The sequence below is a fragment of the Streptomyces sp. NPDC005566 genome (genome assembly GCF_040605575.1).
Classification (GTDB): Bacteria; Actinomycetota; Actinomycetes; order Streptomycetales; family Streptomycetaceae; genus Streptomyces.
Genome location: NZ_JBEXDB010000022.1, coordinates 69,766 through 86,661 on the forward strand (window position 1 = coordinate 69,766; position 16,896 = coordinate 86,661).

A 16,896-nucleotide genomic window follows, 5' to 3' on the forward strand; every position below is an offset into this window, starting at 1 on the left:
GTATCCGGGCCCTCGTGCGATTGCGTTGCGTCGGTTACGGGAGCTGAGCCGCCCGCGCCTCGCGCCGGTTGTCGCGGAAGGTGTTCACCCGCCGCGCCGTGGCGAAGAGCGGGATCACCGCACCCAGCACGACCTGCAGCGCGCAGCCGGTCTGCAGGAGCAGTTGGCCGCCGGGGGCGTCGAACGCCCATGCGGCGAGCAGCCCCATCGCGGCCACGATCCAGCCGAGCATCGCCACCGCGAGGACGCCCCGCGGTTTGGGGTACTCGACCCGGCTGACCATCAGCCACGCCACTCCGACGATCGCGAGCAGCGTCGGCACGAAGGGCAGCTCCAGGAGCACGATCGAGACGACCGTGAGCGCCCCGAAGGGGCTCGGCATGCCCTGGAACATGCCGTCCTTCAGCGTCACGCAGGAGAATCTCGCAAGCCGGAGCACCACCGCCAGCAGCACCACGATCGCCGCGAGCGCCGACACCCGCTGGTGCGCGTCGTCCGCGACCATCCCGTACACGAGCACGAAGTAGGCCGGGGCGAGCCCGAAGCTGATCAGGTCGGAGAGGTTGTCGAGCTCCGCACCCATCGGCGAGGACCGCAGCTTGCGTGCCACGAGCCCGTCGAAGAGGTCGAACACCGCGGCCAGGAGCATGAGGATCACCGCGGTGGCGGCGGAGTGACGGGCCATGCCCGTCTCGTCGCTGCCGGTGAGGTGCGGGATGAGGATCCCCGTGGTGGTGAAGTACACCGCCATGAAACCGCACGTGGCGTTACCGAGAGTGAGGGTGTCCGCTATCGACAGCCGCATCGAGAGCGGCATGTCCTCGGCGTCGGCGTCCTCCTCGGCCTCCGGTACCCAGCCGGCCTGTGTATCAGGATCAATCACGGTCAATTCGAGTCACCCCCGCGGTGGTGGCCTGTCCGACCTCGACCGCGACATCGATACCTTCCGGAAGGTAGATGTCGACGCGCGAGCCGAACCGGATCAGACCGATGCGTTCGCCCTGCTCCACCTTCGTACCCTGCGGGATGTAGGGGACGATGCGACGGGCGACCGCTCCCGCGATCTGCACCATCTCGATGTCGCCGAGCTCGGTGTCGAAGTGCCAGACAACGCGCTCGTTGTTCTCGCTCTCCTTGTTGAACGCCGGGACGAACCCACCCGGGATGTGCTCGACCGACGTCACGGTGCCGGCCAGGGGCGCCCGGTTGACGTGGACGTTCAGCGGGCTCATGAAGATCGCGACGCGGGTGCGCCCGTCCTTCCACGGCATGATGCTCTGCACCACACCGTCGGCCGGCGAGATGACGCGGCCCTGGGTGATCTCGCGCTCGGGGTCGCGGAAGAACCACAGCATGCCCGCCGCGAGCGCGGTGGTGGGCACGGCCACAGCGGCCCAGCGCCCGGACTTGCGGGCCCGGGTGAGGCTGAGTGCCGCGGTGGCGACGGTCGGGAGGAGCCACGGCGATGCTCCGCGGGCAAGGCGGACCCCGCCGCGTGGTGCGGAGTTTTGGCTGTCGGGCATGGATGACCTTCGTAGCGGATGATGCCGCGCTGGCAACGGGGGGACGGCGGCTTTCCCGCGATGCTATCGGGTGCGAGCGGCAACTGGGCAAGCCAGCAGCCGAGTCGGACAGCTGAAAGGCTCCGGTCGAGGGTGACTCGGTGTGATGTTCTTCGCCACCAAATCACCCTGAAAGAGACATTCAGCCTTGGAACCGGTACTCCTCGAGGAGCCGGCGACCGATGATCATTTTCTGGATCTCGGCGGTACCTTCACCGATCAGCAGCATCGGCGCCTCACGGTAGAGGCGCTCGATCTCGTACTCCTTGGAGAAGCCGTAGCCGCCGTGGATACGGAAGGCGTCCTCGACGACTTCCTTGCAGTACTCGGAGGCGAGGTACTTCGCCATCCCTGCCTCCAGGTCGTTTCGCTCCCCGGAGTCCTTTTTGCGAGCTGCATTCACCATCATCGCATGAGCGGCTTCGACCTTGGTGGCCATTTCAGCCAGTTTGAACTGGATCGCCTGGTGCTGGGCGATCGGCTTTCCGAAGGTGTGCCGTTGCTGAGCGTAAGAAACACCCAGTTCGAATGCACGCTGTGCGACACCGCAGCCACGCGCCGCGACATTGACGCGGCCGACTTCGACACCGTCCATCATTTGGTAAAAACCTCGGCCGGTGGTGCCACCCAGCACGCGATTGGCCGGAATGCGCAGTCCGTCCATGATGAGCTCGGTCGTGTCGACGCCCTTGTAGCCCATCTTGTCGATCTTTCCCGGGATGGTGAGACCGGGGCGGACCTCACCGAAGCCCGCCTCCTTCTCCACCAGGAAGGTCGTCATCGACTTGTGGGGGGCGGTGCCCTCGGGGTGTCCTTCGTCACTCTTGCACAGGACGGCCACCAAAGTGGACGTTCCGCCGTTCGTCAGCCACATCTTCTGGCCGTTCAGAACGTACTCGTCGCCGTCCCTGACGCCCTTGGACGTGATCGCGGAGACATCGGAGCCCAGTGCCGGCTCGGACATCGAGAAGGCGCCCCGCACCTCGCCCAGCGCCATCCGCGGCAGGAAGGTGTCCTTCTGCTCCTGCGTGCCGTGCTGCTTGAGCATGTACGCCACGATGAAGTGCGTGTTGATGATGCCCGACACGCTCATCCAGCCGCGGGCGATCTCCTCGACACACAGCGCGTAGGTGAGCAGTGACTCGCCCAGACCGCCGTACTCCTCGGGAATCATCAGCCCGAACAGGCCGAGTTCCTTGAGCCCTTCGACGATTTCCGTCGGGTACTCGTCGCGGTGCTCCAGCTGGGTCGCGACGGGAATGATCTCCTTGTCGACGAAATCCCGGACCGTGGAGAGGATTTCCTGCTGGATATCGGTCAGACCGGCGGTCTGTGCGAGTCGGCTCATGGCTACTTCTCCACGTTCTTCTGCGGCGGCTGGACCAGCTCCGGGCGGCCGGGCTGCTCGCCGCCCCGCTCCTTGATGTACGTCTCGGTGGGGACCATCACCTTGCGGCGGAACACGCAGACCAGTGTGCCGTCCTGCTTGTAGCCCTTCGTCTCGACGTAGACGATGCCGCGGTCGCTCTTGGACCTCGACGGCGTCTTGTCGAGCACGGTGGTCTCGCCGTAGATCGTGTCGCCGTGGAAGGTGGGCGCGACGTGCTTCAGCGACTCGACCTCCAGATTGGCGATCGCCTTGCCGGAGATGTCGGGCACCGACATGCCGAGCAGCAGCGAGTAGATGTAGTTGCCGACGACGACGTTCTTGCCGAAATCCGTCGTCTTCTCGGCGTAGTTGCTGTCCATGTGCAGCGGGTGGTGATTCATGGTCAGCAGACAGAAGAGGTGGTCGTCGTATTCCGTGACCGTCTTTCCGGGCCAGTGCTTGTAGACAGCACCGACCTCGAACTCCTCGTATGTGCGTCCGAACTGCATGATCAGGCCTCCGGGGCTTCGAACTTGGAGGTGCGCTGCATGCCGGCCGCGCGTCCCTTGCCTGCGATCACCAGCGCCATCTTGCGGCTGGCCTCGTCGATCATCTCGTCGCCGAGCATCGCCGAGCCCTTCTTGCCGCCCTCCTCCGAGGTGCACCAGTCGTACGCGTCGAGGATGAGCTCGGCGTGGTCGTAGTCCTCCTGCGAGGGCGAGAAGACCTCGTTGGCCGCGTCGACCTGACCGGGGTGCAGGACCCACTTGCCGTCGAAGCCCAGCGCCGCGGCACGGCCCGCGACCTCGCGGTACGCGTCCACGTCGCGGATCTGGAGGAACGGGCCGTCGATCGCCTGGAGGTCGTGCGTACGGGCCGCCATCAGGATGCGCATCAGGATGTAGTGGTACGCGTCCGCCGGGTAGCCGGGCGGCTGCTGGCCGACGACCAGGGTCTTCATGTTGATCGAGGCCATGAAGTCGGCCGGGCCGAAGATCAGGGTCTCCAGGCGGGGCGAGGCGGCGGCGATGTCGTCGATGTTCACCAGGCCCTTGGCGTTCTCGATCTGCGCCTCGATGCCGATCTTCCCGACCTCGAAGCCCATCGTCTTCTCGATCTGCGTCAGCAGCAGGTCCAGAGCGACGACCTGCTGGGCGTCCTGGACCTTCGGCAGCATGATGCAGTCGAGGTTCGGGCCCGCGCCCTCGACGACCGTGATGACGTCGCGGTACGTCCAGTGGGTCGTCCAGTCGTTGACGCGCACGACCCGGGTCTTGCCCGTCCAGTCGCCGTTGTTGAGCGCGTCGACGATGTGGTGCCGGGCGCCTTCCTTGGCGAGCGGCGCGCAGGCGTCCTCCAGGTCCAGGAAGACCTGGTCGGCGGGAAGGCCCTGGGCCTTCTCCAGGAACCGGGGGTTCGAGCCGGGGACCGCCAGGCACGAGCGGCGGGGGCGCAGCCGGTTCACGGGGGACGAGGGCGTGGTCATGCGGGGACCTCCAGAGGGTCGAGCTTGTTGGCTTTCCGGATCTCGTCGACGATACGGCCGATGATCTCCGTGATACCGAAGTCCTTCGGGGTGAAGACGGCGGCGACGCCGGCCCCGATCAGAGCGGCGGCGTCGGCGGGCGGGATGATGCCGCCCGCGATCACCGGGATGTCGGTCGCGCCCGCCTCGCGGAGCCGGGTCAGTACGTCCGGCACCAGTTCGGCGTGCGAGCCGGACAGGATCGACAGGCCGACGCAGTGCACGTCCTCCGCGACGGCGGCCGAGACGATCTGTTCCGGCGTGAGCCGGATTCCCTGGTAGACCACCTCGAAGCCCGCGTCACGGGCCCGTACGGCGATCTGCTCGGCGCCGTTGGAGTGTCCGTCCAGGCCCGGCTTGCCCACCAGCAGGCGCAGCCTGCCCGCGCCCAGGTCGTCTGCGGTGCGCGCGACCTTCTCGCGGACCAGGGCGAGCGGGGTGCCGGCCTCGGCGGTCACGGCGACCGGCGCGGACGAGACGCCCGTCGGGGCCCGGAACTCGCCGAAGACGTCCCGCAGCGCCCAGGACCACTCGCCGGTGGTGACACCCGCGCGGGCGCACTCCACGGTCGCTTCCATCATGTTCTCGGTGCCGGCCGCGGCCTTCTTGAGCGCGGCGAGCGCTTCGGAGGCACGGGCCTCGTCACGGTTGTCGCGCCACTCGTGCAGGGCCGCGACCACCCGGGCCTCGTTGGCGGGGTCCACCGTCATGATCGCCGCGTCCAGGTCGGCGGTCAGCGGGTTCGGCTCCGTCGTCTCGTAGATGTTGACGCCGACGATCTTCTCGTCGCCGCCCTCGATCCGTGCACGCCGCGCGGCGTGCGAGGAGACCAGCTCCGACTTGAGGTAGCCGGACTCGACGGCGGCCATCGCGCCGCCCATCTGCTGGATCCGGTCGATCTCGGCGAGCGACTCGGTGACCAGCTCGTCCACCTTGGCCTCGATGACGTGCGACCCGGCGAAGATGTCCTCGTACTCCAGCAGGTCGCTCTCATGGGCGAGCACCTGCTGGATGCGGAGCGACCACTGCTGGTCCCACGGGCGGGGCAGCCCCAGCGCCTCGTTCCACGCGGGCAGCTGCACGGCGCGGGCGCGGGCGTCCTTGGAGAGGGTGACCGCCAGCATCTCCAGGACGATGCGCTGCACGTTGTTCTCCGGCTGCGCCTCGGTCAGTCCGAGGGAGTTGACCTGCACGCCGTAGCGGAAGCGTCGCTGCTTGGCGTTCACGATGCCGTACCGCTCGCGGGTGACCCGGTCCCAGATGCGGCCGAAGGCGCGCATCTTGCACATCTCCTCGATGAAGCGGACGCCCGCGTTCACGAAGAAGGAGATACGGGCGACGACTTCGCCGAACTTCTCCTCGGGCACCTGTCCGGAGTCGCGCACCGCGTCGAGGACCGCGATGGCCGTCGACATGGCGTACGCGATCTCCTGGACCGGAGTGGCTCCCGCCTCCTGCAGGTGGTAGCTGCAGATGTTGATCGGGTTCCACTTCGGGATGCGGTTGACCGTGTACGTGATCATGTCGGTGGTCAGCCGCAGCGAGGGCACGGGCGGGAAGACGTGCGTCCCGCGCGAGAGGTACTCCTTGACGATGTCGTTCTGCGTCGTGCCCTGGAGCTTGTCGGGGTCGGCGCCCTGCTCCTCCGCGACCACTTGGTAGAGCGCCAGCAGCCACATCGCGGTGGCGTTGATCGTCATCGAGGTGTTCATCTGTTCCAGGGGGATGTCCTGGAACAGACGCCGCATGTCACCGAGGTGCGAGACGGGCACACCCACCCGGCCCACCTCGCCGCGGGCGAGGATGTGGTCGGGGTCGTACCCGGTCTGCGTCGGCAGATCGAAGGCGACCGACAGACCTGTCTGGCCCTTGGCGAGGTTGCGCCGGTAGAGCTCGTTGGACGCCTCGGCGGTCGAGTGACCCGCGTACGTCCGCATGAGCCAGGGCCGGTCCTTCTGGCGCTCAGTCATCTGGTGAACCTCAGACGTTCCGGAAGCGGTTGATGGCGTCGATGTGCTGCTCGCGGAGCTCCTCGTTGCGCACGCCCAGGCCCTCGCCCGGTGCCAGCGCGAGGACGCCGACCTTGCCCTGGTGGAGGTTGCGGTGCACGTCGTACGCGGCCTGGCCGGTGTCCTCGAGGGAGTAGACCTTGGAGAGCGTCGGGTGGATCTTGCCCTTGGCCACCAGGCGGTTGGCCTCCCAGGCCTCGCGGTAGTTGGCGAAGTGCGAGCCGATGATCCGCTTGAGGGACATCCACAGGTAGCGGTTGTCGTACTCGTGCATGTAGCCCGAGGTGGAGGCGCAGGTGGTGATGGTGCCGCCCTTGCGGGTGACGTAGACAGAGGCGCCGAAGGTCTCGCGGCCGGGGTGCTCGAAGACGATGTCGATGTCCTCGCCGCCGGTGAACTCGCGGATGCGCTTGCCGAAGCGCTTCCACTCCTTCGGGTCCTGGGTGTGCTCGTCCTTCCAGAACTTGTAGCCCTCGGCGTTGCGGTCGATGACCGCCTCGGCGCCCATCGACCGGCAGATGTCGGCCTTCTCGGGGCTGGAGACGACACAGATCGGGTTGGCGCCGCCTGCCAGCGCGAACTGCGTGGCGTACGAGCCGAGTCCGCCGCTCGCGCCCCAGATCAGCACGTTGTCGCCCTGCTTCATGCCGGCGCCGTTGCGCGAGACGAGCTGGCGGTACGCGGTGGAGTTGACGAGGCCCGGGGAAGCGGCCTCCTCCCAGCTGAGGTGGTCCGGCTTCGGCATCAGCTGGTTGGACTTCACGAGCGCGATCTCGGCGAGTCCGCCGAAGTTCGTCTCGAAGCCCCAGATGCGCTGCTCCGGGTCGAGCATCGTGTCGTTGTGGCCGTCGGAGGACTCCAGCTCGACGGACAGGCAGTGCGCGACGACCTCGTCGCCGGGCTTCCAGGCGTTGACGCCGGGTCCGGTGCGCAGCACGACGCCCGCGAGGTCCGAACCGATGACGTGGTACGGGAGGTCGTGGCGCTTGCTGAGGTCGCTGAGCTTGCCGTACCTCTCCAGGAAGCCGAAGGTCGAGACCGGCTCGAAGATCGAGGTCCAGACGGAGTTGTAGTTCACCGAACTGGCCATGACGGCGACCAGGGCCTCGCCCGGGCCGAGCTCGGGCACCGGCACGTTCTCCACGTGGAGGGACTTGCGCGGGTCCTTGTCGCGGCTGGCGACCCCGGCGAACATGTCCGCCTCGTCCTTGTGCACGGTCACCGCGCGGTACGACTCGGGGATGGACAGGGCCGCGAAGTCCGCGGCAGTGCTGTCCTGCGACTGGATCGCGTCCAGGATTTCCTTCACGGTGATGCCTCCGGCAGATCGGGTCTCCAACGCCGAGGGAACGCTGGAGGGACCCCTGTGGACAGGGGGGCGGTGCGGTGTGGAGGTGTGCCGTCGGTTCGGCGGGGTGGTGCTTCGGCCTGCTCGGTGGAGCAGAAGGGTTGCCTGTGACGCAGGCGTCCGGGCGCGCAGACACGGTGGATTGCGGGGACAGCCGACGTACGAGAGGTCTCTGCACGCCGGCCGCCCGGACACCTTCAACGTATGGCACTCCGTGACAGGTGGCAAGGCACCGAGTGCCAACAATTTCTCTCACTTGTCATCCGCACGGCACGCATGAGCAACATGATGAGCGCTATGCCTGATTGCTCCCGGAGGTCGTGCGATTACGGCGTGGTGCGGCTACGGCGTGGTGCGATTACGGCGTGGTGCGGTAGACGTACGGGGTCGTCGTGCTCAGGGCCGTGAAGCCGAGCCGGCGCAGGATCGGGGCCGACTGGCCGGTCGCGTCGACCTGCAGATAGCGGTAGCCCCGCTCCGCGGCGATCCGGGCCCGGTGGGCGATCAGTGCCCGGTAGATGCCCCTGCCCCTCCAGGGTGCCGCCGTCCCGCCGCCCCAGAGGCCGGCGAAGCCGGTGCCCGGAGGCAGTTCCATACGGGCCGAGCTCACCGGCTCGCCGCCCGCCACGGCCAGGACGGCGACGAAGGTGTCCGGGGCCTCGGACAGCCTGGCCAGGGTCTGGTGGCGCAGTCGTGAGCCGTCGGTGCCGAAGGCCAGCTCATGGGCCCGGACCATCAGCTCCACCCCGGCGGCGTCGGTCACGGTCCGCAGCTCGACGCCTGCGGGGAGCTCCACGGACGTGGGCAGCTCCGCAGCCTCGGCGACCAGCAGCGTCTCCGTCGGCTCGGCCTCGAAACCGGCCGCGGCCAGGCGCCCGCCCAGATCGGCGGGGCTGTCGTGTGCGTACAGCTTCCATTCGAACTCGTCGTGCCCGAGCGAGGTGTAGTGCTCCACCTGCGCGGCGATCGCCGCGTCCGCCTGTCGGGGGCCGAGATCCGGAGCGGTCCAGACGACACCGTTCCAGTCGTCGGCGCCGCCGGTCTGCCGTACGAGGTCTCCCGTGCGTTCGACCCGTACACCGGGGCCGTCCGGGCGGGCGTGCTCCCGCATCTCATGGTCGAAGAGGGCCAGTGTGCTCTGGGGATCCATCCGCGCATCCGACCACGTGGTGCGCCACCGGGCCATCGGGTTTCCCCGGGCAGGTGCGTCAACGGGGCGGGCGGGGGCAGACGGAAGTGATCTTGATCCGGTCACGACGAACAGGGGTGGGGCACCCGATGCCGATACAGGTGAGCGAACGCGTCCGAAGAGACCGCCGGTCCGAATTCAGCGTCCGCCGGACGGCGTTCGGCTTCCTCCTCGTCGCCGTCCTGGTCTGCGGTGCCGGGCTGACCCTCCGCACGGCGCTGGAGAGCGCCGGACGGCATCCGGTGGCCGTCGGCTTCTCGGCGGTCTCGGTGGTCGCCGGGGCGGTGGCGCTCCTGCGTCGCCGCCGCAACCGCAGGATGGCCGCCAGGGCGGCGTCGGCGGCGCTGGAGGCCGCGTACGAGGTGGTGGACACCGCGCTGGAGGATCGGCCCGTAGCGGGCCCCGAGCCCGTACGGAGCCCCGAGACGGTCGACTGGGAGGGGATGAACCCGTACGACTTCGAGGAGGCCGTCGCCGCACTCTGCCGCCGGGACGGCTGCACGGACGCCGAAGTGGTCGGCGGTGCAGGGGATCTGGGGGCCGACGTCGTGGGTACCACGCCCGACGGGCGCCGCCTGGTCGTCCAGTGCAAGAGGTACACGGCCGAGAACAAGGTCGGCTCGCAGGATCTCCAGCGTTTCGGCGGTACGTGCTACGCCGTCCACGAGGCCGGGGCGGCCGTCGTCGTCACCACCGGTGAATTCACCGAACCGGCCCGCGAGTACGCGGAGCAGTGCGGCATCGTGTGCGTCGACCTCGCCGGACTCGTCGCATGGAGTGAGTACGGCGCCCCCCTGCCCTGGCACGCCGGGGAGCCCGCACAGCCCGCCGGGAGCTGAACGCCCGCTCAGCGGTCCTTGAGGGCCTGCTGGATCGTGCGCATGACCTCGTCGAGCGGCGCATCGGTACGCGCCACCGCGACCAGCACCTCGCCCTCCGTGGCCACGGAGGCGACCGGGGTCTTCGCGGGCTCGCTCCCCGCGGTCCGGCCGGCGCCGATCCCCGTCCCGAACGTGTCCCGCACGATGGCGAAGGCATGGTCCAGCTGAGCCTCCACATCGCCGTGGCCGCCCGCCCGCAGCCAGCGCCGCAGCACATGGTTGTGCGCGGTCACCACGGCGGACGCGGCCACCTCGGCCAGCAGCGGGTCGTCATTGCCCACGTGATGGTCGCGCTCGTCGAAGTGGCCCAGCAGATAACGGGTGAAGAGCCGCTCGTAGCGGGCCACCGAGGCGATTTCGGCCTCACGCAGCGTGGGGACCTCACGGGTCAGCTTGTAGCGCGCCACGGAGACCGCCGGCTTCGCCGCGTACATCCGCATGACTTCCTTGATGCCGCGGCACACGGTGTCCAGCGGGTGCTCGTGCGCGGGAGCGGCATTCAGGACGGCCTCGGCCCTGACGAGGGTGTCGTCGTGGTCCGGGAAGATGGCCTCTTCCTTGGAGCGGAAGTGGCGGAAGAACGTACGCCGGGCGACTCCGGCAGCGCCCGCGATCTCGTCGACCGTCGTCGCCTCGTAGCCCTTCGTGGCGAAGAGCTCCATTGCCGCGGCGGCCAGTTCGCGGCGCATTTTGAGCCGTTGGGCAGCGGCGCGGGTGCCTGCGGCACTCTCCGTGGCGTCGGGCGCGGCGGCGGAACGGGTGGACCTGGCAGGCTGCGACATGGTGTGAACGTAACGCATCAGTGCAGGAGAGTGCGCCTGTGGGGGCGGGTCGCCCGAGGGCCCGAGCAGCCCGCCCCAACCGGCTCCCGGCTCAGCGGCGGGCATATTCGCGGAAGCCGCGCCCCGTCTTGCGGCCGAGGCAGCCGGCGGCCACCAGATGCTCGAGCAGCGGCGCCGGGGCCAGGCCCGGATCGCGGAACTCGCTGTGCAGGACCTTCTCGATGGCGAGCGAGACATCGAGCCCGACGACGTCCAGGAGCTCGAACGGACCCATCGGGTAGCCGCCGCCCAGCTTCATCGCCGCGTCGATGTCGTCGAGCGTCGCGTAGTGCTCCTCGACCATCTTGATCGCGTTGTTGAGGTACGGGAACAGCAGGGCGTTCACGATGAACCCGGCGCGGTCCCCGCAGTCGACGGGGTGCTTGCGCACCTTCACGCAGACCTCGCGCACCGTGGCGTGCACGTCGTCGGCGGTCAGCACCGTGCGGACCACCTCGACGAGCTTCATCGCGGGCGCCGGATTGAAGAAGTGCATCCCGATGACGTCCTGGGGACGTGAGGTGACCTTCGCGATCGCCACGACCGGCAGCGAGGAGGTAGTGGTGGCGAGCACCGCACCCGGCTTGCAGACCTTGTCCAGCGTCGCGAACAGCTGCTGCTTGATGTCCAGGTCCTCGGCGACCGCCTCGACGGCGAGGTCGACCTCGGCGAACGCGTCCAGGGACCCGGCCGGTGTGACCCGGGCGAGCGTCTCCTCGCGCGCCTCGGCCGTCAGCCGTCCCTTGGAGACCGAACGGTCCAGCGACTTGGCGATCCGGGCCTTGGCCGTGTCCGCCTTCTCCTGGCTGCGCGCGGCGAGCACCACGGAGTACCCGGCCTTGGCGAAGACCTCGGCGATGCCGGAGGCCATCGTCCCGGAGCCGGCGACACCCACCGAGGACACCTCCCGCCCGGCCACCGAACCCGCACTGGTCAGGGGGGTCCGGGCGTCCGGCACCACGGTCTGGCCGCCGGGGGCGTCGTACGTGTAGAAGCCCCTGCCCGCCTTGCGGCCGGTCAGGCCCGCCTCGCTGAGCTGCCCGAGCACGGGAGCCGGTGCGTGCAGCCGGTCGTGGGAAGCCGAGTACATGGCCTCCAGGACCGTGCGGGCCGTATCGATGCCGATCAGGTCGAGCAGGGCGAGGGGGCCCATGGGCAGCCCGCAGCCCAGCTTCATCGCCGCGTCGATGTCCTCACGGGAGGCGTAGTTCGCCTCGTACATCGCGGCGGCCTGGTTCAGGTAGCCGAACAGCAGCCCGTCCGCGACGAATCCGGGCCGGTCGCCGACCGCGACCGGCTCCTTGCCCAGTTCACGGGCCAGCCGGGTGACGGTCTCCACGGCCGTCGGCGCGGTCAGCACGGAGGAGACCACCTCGACGAGCTTCATCGCGGGCGCCGGGTTGAAGAAGTGCAGGCCGAGGACGCGCTCGGGGTGCTGCGACTCGGCGGCGAGCCGCGTCACCGAGAGGGCGTTCGTACCGGTCGCGAGGATGGCGGTGGGGGAGACGACGGCGTCGAGCTCCCGGAAGACCTGCTGCTTGATCTCGTAGGACTCGGGCACGACCTCGATGACCAGCTCCGCGTCCGCGGCGGCCTGGAGATCGGAGAACGTGCGGAAGCGGGCGAGGATGTCCCGCCGCTCCTGCTCCGTGATCCGCTCGCGCTGCACGGCGCGTGCGGTGGAGGCCTCCAGGGATGCGACGGCCTGACGGGCGACGGCTTCGCTGATGTCGATGCCGATGACCTCGCGGCCCGCACGGGCCAGGACCTCGGCGATGCCGGTTCCCATGGTGCCGAGGCCGACGACGGCAATGGTGCTGAGCGGGGTGTCCATCACGGGACTCCAGGGTGAGTGACGACTGAGAGGAGCACGGGCGGCGCGTGCGGTCGAAGAGGAACCGGCGCCCTGCGTGCGGAAGTTGTGTCGTGGTGCTCAGGGCCTGAGGCGTGCTGGGCACGCACAGGACCGGGGAAAAGGTGACGGACTCTGTCCCGAGTCGCGTCTCTCAAAGCTGCCGAACCGACAAGCACTCCGGGTGGCTGCGTCACCAGGCCACCCGAGTCGGCGGGAGTGTGTCCCGCTCACATGAGGTTAACCGGCAAGTAATGAGCGCGCCAGCCCTGGACGGATGTGCGCTGGCACACAGTTGAGACCGACACGGTGCGTGTGCGCCGATAAGCTCACTGTCATGGATGAGGAGTTGCGCTCGCTGACGGACAGGCTGCGGGACGAGACCGAGGAACCGGCCGTCTACCGGAAGCTCCTGGCCACGGACGACGACGAGGAGCTGGCCCGCGTCCTGATCGAGCCCGCGCGCCCGCTGTGGGCGCGCGAGATCGCGGCGTTCCGGCTCGGCTGCCGGGGCGACCGCCGGGCCTTCGAGGCGCTGGTGCTCCTCCTCAACCACCGCGACCCCGAGCGCTGCGTCTCGGCCGCCCATGCCCTGCTGCTCCTGGACGACCCCCGAACACCCAAAGCAGCAGCGACACTTGCCACGAACGCATTGCGCACCGCCTACGCGATGCACCCGGTGCGCCTGCTGACCGCCCTGCGCGCGCCGGAATCGGTGCCCGCGCTGGTCAGCACCCTGCGGCGGCTGCTGACGCCGGAGGAACCGCACTGGCGCGTCGCGCTCGCCTGCGTGGAGGGGCTGGGGGCCCTGGGGGACGGCGAGGCCAGGCCGGTCCTGGAGGCGGCACTGCCGCACCCCCGCCTCGGCCGGGCCGCGGCGGAGGCGCTCAGCCGGCTGCCGGCTCCCTGAGGGCCCGCACGTACCGGACCTCGGGCACCACGGCGCCGCCCGCCTCGAAGGGCTCCTCGGCGCCGTCCGGCAGGAAACCGGCCCGCTCGTAGAAGCGGCGGGCGCGCCCGTTCTCCTTGAGCACCCACAGCGCCATCTCGTGGAACCCGGCCGCCACGGCACGGGCGGTCAGCTCGGCCAGGAGTGCGCGTCCGGTCCCCGCGCCGGTCCGTTCCGGGTGCACGTAGATCGCGTACAGCTCGCACCGCCCGGCCCTGCCGGTGCCGTCGGGGCCGTAACAGGCCCAGCCGGTCACCACGGGGTCCGGTGCGGTCCGGGAGACGACGTTGACGGCCGGGCCCGCGGTGAGGAAGCCGCGCCGGCGCTCGGCATCCGACGCGATGTCCATCGCGTCCAGATACGGCTGCGGGATCATTCCGGCGTACGCGGTCTGCCAGCCGCGCACCCGGATCTCCGCCACGGCGGCGCAGTCGTCGAGTGTCATGTCCCGCACCTGCACGCCGGGGGCGTACGCGGGAGTGGGCCGTGTCGTCATGCGGCCCATCCTGGCGTACGCCTCCGGCGGTGCGGCTGCGCGGAGGGGTCTCAGCCGCGGAAGCCGAGCAGCCCGTGCAGTGTGCTGCCCTTCGTGCTCGTCGCCGCCTTCGTGGCCTTCGCGGCCTTCGCGGCCTTCTTCGGAGGCTTCGGCTCGGGCAGTGCCTCGCAGACCGCGTCGGCCCCGCTGCCGTCGGCGCGCGGGAGGGTGCCGTCGGTGAGGTAGTCCACCAGGTACGCGTCCAGGCAGTCGCTGCCGCTCAGGCTGATGCCGTGGTTGCCGCCGCCCTCCTCGACGACCAGGCTGGAGCCCTTGAGCCTGCGGTGCATGGTGACACCGCCTTCGTAGGGCGTGGCGGCGTCGTCGGTGGCCTGGAAGAGCAGCGCGGGCGGGATGCTGCGGTTGGTGACCCGCACCGGCTCCAGCGGTTCCACCGGCCATGTGGCACACGGAGCGTTGTACCAGGTGTTGTTCCACGACATCAGGGGCGCCTTGCGGTGGGCCTGCCACGTGTCGTTGCGCCAGGTGCTCCAGGTCCGGGGCCAGGCGGCGTCGCGGCACTGCACGGCCGCGTAGACGGAGTAGCCGTTGTCGCCGCTCGCGTCCATGGCCGCGAAGTTCTCGTACGCGGAGACGAGCGCCTCCTGGTCCTCGTCCTTCACGTACGCCGCGAACGCCTGGGCGAGGGAGGGCCAGTAGCCGTCGTAGTACCCGCCGGGCAGGAAGGTGTCCTCCAGCTCGCTGGGGCCGACCCTGCCGCCCGCGGGGTGCTCCTTCACCGCGGCGCGCATGTCGTACCAGGCGGCTTCGACGCCCGCCGGGTCGGTGCCGAGGCCGTAGGTGGTGTCGTTCTTCGCGACCCAGGCCGCGAATGCCTTGTGGCGGGAGTCGAACGCGTGGTCCTGGGCGAGGTTGTCCTCGTACCAGACGCCGTCCGGGTCGACGATCGAGTCGAGGACCAGGCGGCGCACGCGCTCCGGGAACAACTTCGCGTACACCGCGCCGAGGTAGGTGCCGTAGGAGTAGCCGAAGTAGTTGATCTGCGGCGAGCCGAGGGCCCGGCGGATCACGTCGAGGTCCTTCGCGGCGCTGACGGTGTCCATGAAGGGCAGCAGGTCGCCGTGCTTCTCGCCGCAGGCGGCGGCGAAGGACGCGGCCCGGTCCCTGTTGGCCTTCTCGGCCGCGTAGGAGTCCGGCACGGCGTCGGGGCGCACCGGGGTGAAGTACTTCGGCACACAGTTCAGTGCGGGGGTGCTCTTCCCGACCCCGCGCGGGTCGAACCCGATCACGTCGTACTGGGCGGCGAGCTTCTTGGGCAGCGAGCCCGCCACGAAGCCCGCCATCGAGAGCCCGCTGCCGCCGGGGCCGCCGGGGTTGACCAGCAGCGGACCCTGCGAGGTCTTCGCCGTGTGCGGGATCCGGGAGAGTGCGAGGGTGACCTGTCTGCCCGACGGTCGGTCATGGTCCAGCGGGGTGCGGACCTTTGCGCACTGCAGGGCCGGATACGACGCCGTCCCGCATGCGCTCCACTTGAGCGGGGCGACTGCGCGCGGTGCGCCCGCCCCCGTTCCGGCGGTCGCGGTGGACGGCGCTGCGGTCACCAGACCCGCGACCGTGGCGCCGACTGCGACCAGAATTCCTGCACGTTTCGTCATATGGCCTCCCGTGGTGGAGGGAACGCGCCTGTGAGCGGCACAGCCCCCGCCGGATGCTCCCCGAATTCGGGCACGACGGGACAGATTCCATCGAGAGTTGACCCGTTCGGGCAGGAGCGCGGGCGCGGTCAGAGCAGGGTGAGCTGGGTGGGGCCGGTGGAGGGAGCGTCGGGCAGGGGCACCGGCGCCTCGGGTGCGGAGATCCGGCGGTTCTCGCCCCGGTGTACGGGACCGATGCCGAACTCGGCCGCCAGTTCGTGCACCCGGCGGGTGACGCGGCGCTGGTACCAGGTCGGCGCGTACGCCCCGTCCGCGTACATCCGCTCGTACCGCCGCACCAGGTGCGGATGGTGCTCGCCCAGCCACTGCATGAACCACTCGCGGGCGCCGGGGCGCAGATGCAGCACAAGCGGGGTCACCGACGTGGCCCCGGCGGCGGCGATCGCGCGGACGGTGGTGCGCAGCTGGTCGGGGCCGTCGCTCAGGAAGGGGATGACCGGCGCCATCAGCACACCGCAGCCGATGCCGTTGTCGGCGAGGGTGCGCACGACGTCCAGGCGGCGCTCGGGGGAGGGGGTGCCCGGCTCGACCGTGCGCCACAGAGCGGGGTCGGTGAAGCCGACGGAGACGGAGATGCCGACCTCGGTGACCTCGGCCGCCTGCCGCAGTAGCTCCAGGTCGCGCAGGATCAGGGTGCCCTTCGTCAGGATCGAGAAGGGGTTCGCGTGATCGCGCAGGGCCGTGATGATGCCCGGCATCAGCCGGTAGCGGCCCTCCGCCCGCTGGTAGCAGTCGACGTTGGTGCCCATCGCGATGTGCGCTCCGTGCCACTGCCGGGAGGCGAGGTGACGGTCCAGCAGTTCACCGGCGTTGATCTTGACGACGATCTGGGAGTCGAAACCGAGGCCGGTGTCCAGGTCCAGATAGCTGTGGGTCTTGCGGGCGAAGCAGTACACGCAGGCGTGGGAGCAACCCCGATAGGGGTTCACGGTCCATTCGAACGGCATGCGGGACGCCCCGGGCACCCGGTTCACGATCGATCGGGCCCGGATCTCGTGGAAGGTGATCCCTCGGAATTCGGGGGTGTCGAAGGTGCGCGTGGTCACCGCGTCCGCAGCGAAGAGCGCGCCGTTCCCCGCCTTTGCGGTGTTCTCGGCCAGATTGTCCCAGCGCATGGACGCCTCCTTGGTAGCACTCCGCAGAGAATAGAACACTTGTTCCCTTGATCGTGCGCGGTGGG

General features: G+C 69.5%; 15 protein-coding genes. 2 read left to right on the plus strand and 13 right to left on the minus strand.

Annotated elements, in window-relative coordinates; translation table 11 throughout:
* Nucleotides 1-34: 34 nt before the first annotated feature.
* The 8 genes from pssA to ABZS61_RS29515 form a co-directional block, all read right to left on the minus strand.
* Nucleotides 35-889, minus strand: a complete 855-nt coding sequence (gene pssA, locus ABZS61_RS29480; protein WP_351171454.1) for a CDP-diacylglycerol--serine O-phosphatidyltransferase — start codon at nt 887-889, stop codon at nt 35-37.
* Nucleotides 876-1,523, minus strand: coding sequence for a phosphatidylserine decarboxylase (locus ABZS61_RS29485; protein WP_356427772.1), 648 nt, complete (start codon nt 1,521-1,523; stop codon nt 876-878). The genes pssA and ABZS61_RS29485 overlap by 14 nt, the downstream gene beginning before the upstream one ends.
* Nucleotides 1,524-1,704: 181 nt before the next feature.
* Nucleotides 1,705-2,910, minus strand: a complete 1,206-nt coding sequence (locus tag ABZS61_RS29490) for an acyl-CoA dehydrogenase family protein (protein WP_329205845.1) — start codon at nt 2,908-2,910, stop codon at nt 1,705-1,707.
* A 2-nt stretch (nt 2,911-2,912) separates the two neighbouring features.
* Nucleotides 2,913-3,440, minus strand: coding sequence for a MaoC family dehydratase (locus ABZS61_RS29495; RefSeq protein ID WP_356427775.1), 528 nt, complete (start codon nt 3,438-3,440; stop codon nt 2,913-2,915).
* Between the two features lie 2 nt (nt 3,441-3,442).
* A complete protein-coding gene (locus ABZS61_RS29500) occupies nt 3,443-4,417 on the minus strand; it encodes a CoA ester lyase (protein WP_307124077.1) in 975 nt (324 codons plus the stop codon).
* A complete protein-coding gene (locus ABZS61_RS29505) occupies nt 4,414-6,426 on the minus strand; it encodes a protein meaA (protein WP_351171466.1) in 2,013 nt (670 codons plus the stop codon). Before ABZS61_RS29505 ends, ABZS61_RS29500 begins: the two co-directional genes overlap by 4 nt.
* A 10-nt stretch (nt 6,427-6,436) precedes the next feature.
* Complete coding sequence (gene ccrA / locus ABZS61_RS29510) at nt 6,437-7,774, minus strand: crotonyl-CoA carboxylase/reductase (protein ID WP_356427780.1); 1,338 nt, start codon at nt 7,772-7,774, stop codon at nt 6,437-6,439.
* Nucleotides 7,775-8,171: 397 nt separating this feature from the next.
* The gene (locus ABZS61_RS29515) at nt 8,172-8,963 is read right to left on the minus strand and encodes a GNAT family N-acetyltransferase (RefSeq protein ID WP_356427783.1); all 792 of its coding nucleotides are present in this window, start codon (nt 8,961-8,963) and stop codon (nt 8,172-8,174) included.
* A 128-nt stretch (nt 8,964-9,091) separates the two neighbouring features.
* On the opposite strand from ABZS61_RS29515, the gene ABZS61_RS29520 reads away from it, so the two are divergent.
* Nucleotides 9,092-9,841 (plus strand): restriction endonuclease, encoded by a 750-nt coding sequence (locus ABZS61_RS29520; protein WP_356427786.1) that lies wholly within the window; start codon nt 9,092-9,094, stop codon nt 9,839-9,841.
* An 8-nt stretch (nt 9,842-9,849) separates the two neighbouring features.
* Here ABZS61_RS29520 and ABZS61_RS29525 read toward each other — a convergent pair whose 3' ends face one another.
* Together ABZS61_RS29525 and ABZS61_RS29530 are read right to left on the minus strand one after the other, a co-directional pair.
* Nucleotides 9,850-10,665 carry a TetR family transcriptional regulator gene (locus ABZS61_RS29525; RefSeq protein ID WP_356427789.1) on the minus strand — a complete coding sequence of 272 codons (816 nt, stop codon included), beginning with the start codon at nt 10,663-10,665 and terminating at the stop codon, nt 9,850-9,852.
* A 91-nt stretch (nt 10,666-10,756) separates the two neighbouring features.
* The gene (locus ABZS61_RS29530) at nt 10,757-12,538 is read right to left on the minus strand and encodes a 3-hydroxybutyryl-CoA dehydrogenase (RefSeq protein WP_356427791.1); all 1,782 of its coding nucleotides are present in this window, start codon (nt 12,536-12,538) and stop codon (nt 10,757-10,759) included.
* Between the two features lie 355 nt (nt 12,539-12,893).
* Between ABZS61_RS29530 and ABZS61_RS29535 the strand changes: the two genes are divergently transcribed.
* Entirely contained in the window at nt 12,894-13,466 is a 573-nt protein-coding gene (locus tag ABZS61_RS29535; RefSeq protein ID WP_356427793.1) for an adenylosuccinate lyase, read from the plus strand.
* Here the strand turns inward: ABZS61_RS29535 and ABZS61_RS29540 are convergent.
* From ABZS61_RS29540 to ABZS61_RS29550, 3 genes are all read right to left on the minus strand, one after another.
* The gene (locus tag ABZS61_RS29540) at nt 13,444-14,001 is read right to left on the minus strand and encodes a GNAT family N-acetyltransferase (protein WP_356427796.1); all 558 of its coding nucleotides are present in this window, start codon (nt 13,999-14,001) and stop codon (nt 13,444-13,446) included. The two genes, ABZS61_RS29535 and ABZS61_RS29540, sit on opposite strands and share 23 nt — an antisense overlap.
* Nucleotides 14,002-14,051: 50 nt before the next feature.
* Nucleotides 14,052-15,656 carry an alpha/beta hydrolase gene (locus tag ABZS61_RS29545; RefSeq protein ID WP_356427799.1) on the minus strand — a complete coding sequence of 535 codons (1,605 nt, stop codon included), beginning with the start codon at nt 15,654-15,656 and terminating at the stop codon, nt 14,052-14,054.
* 128 nt (nt 15,657-15,784) lie between these two features.
* A complete protein-coding gene (locus ABZS61_RS29550; protein ID WP_356427802.1) occupies nt 15,785-16,831 on the minus strand; it encodes an Rv2578c family radical SAM protein in 1,047 nt (348 codons plus the stop codon).
* Nucleotides 16,832-16,896: the final 65 nt, after the last annotated feature.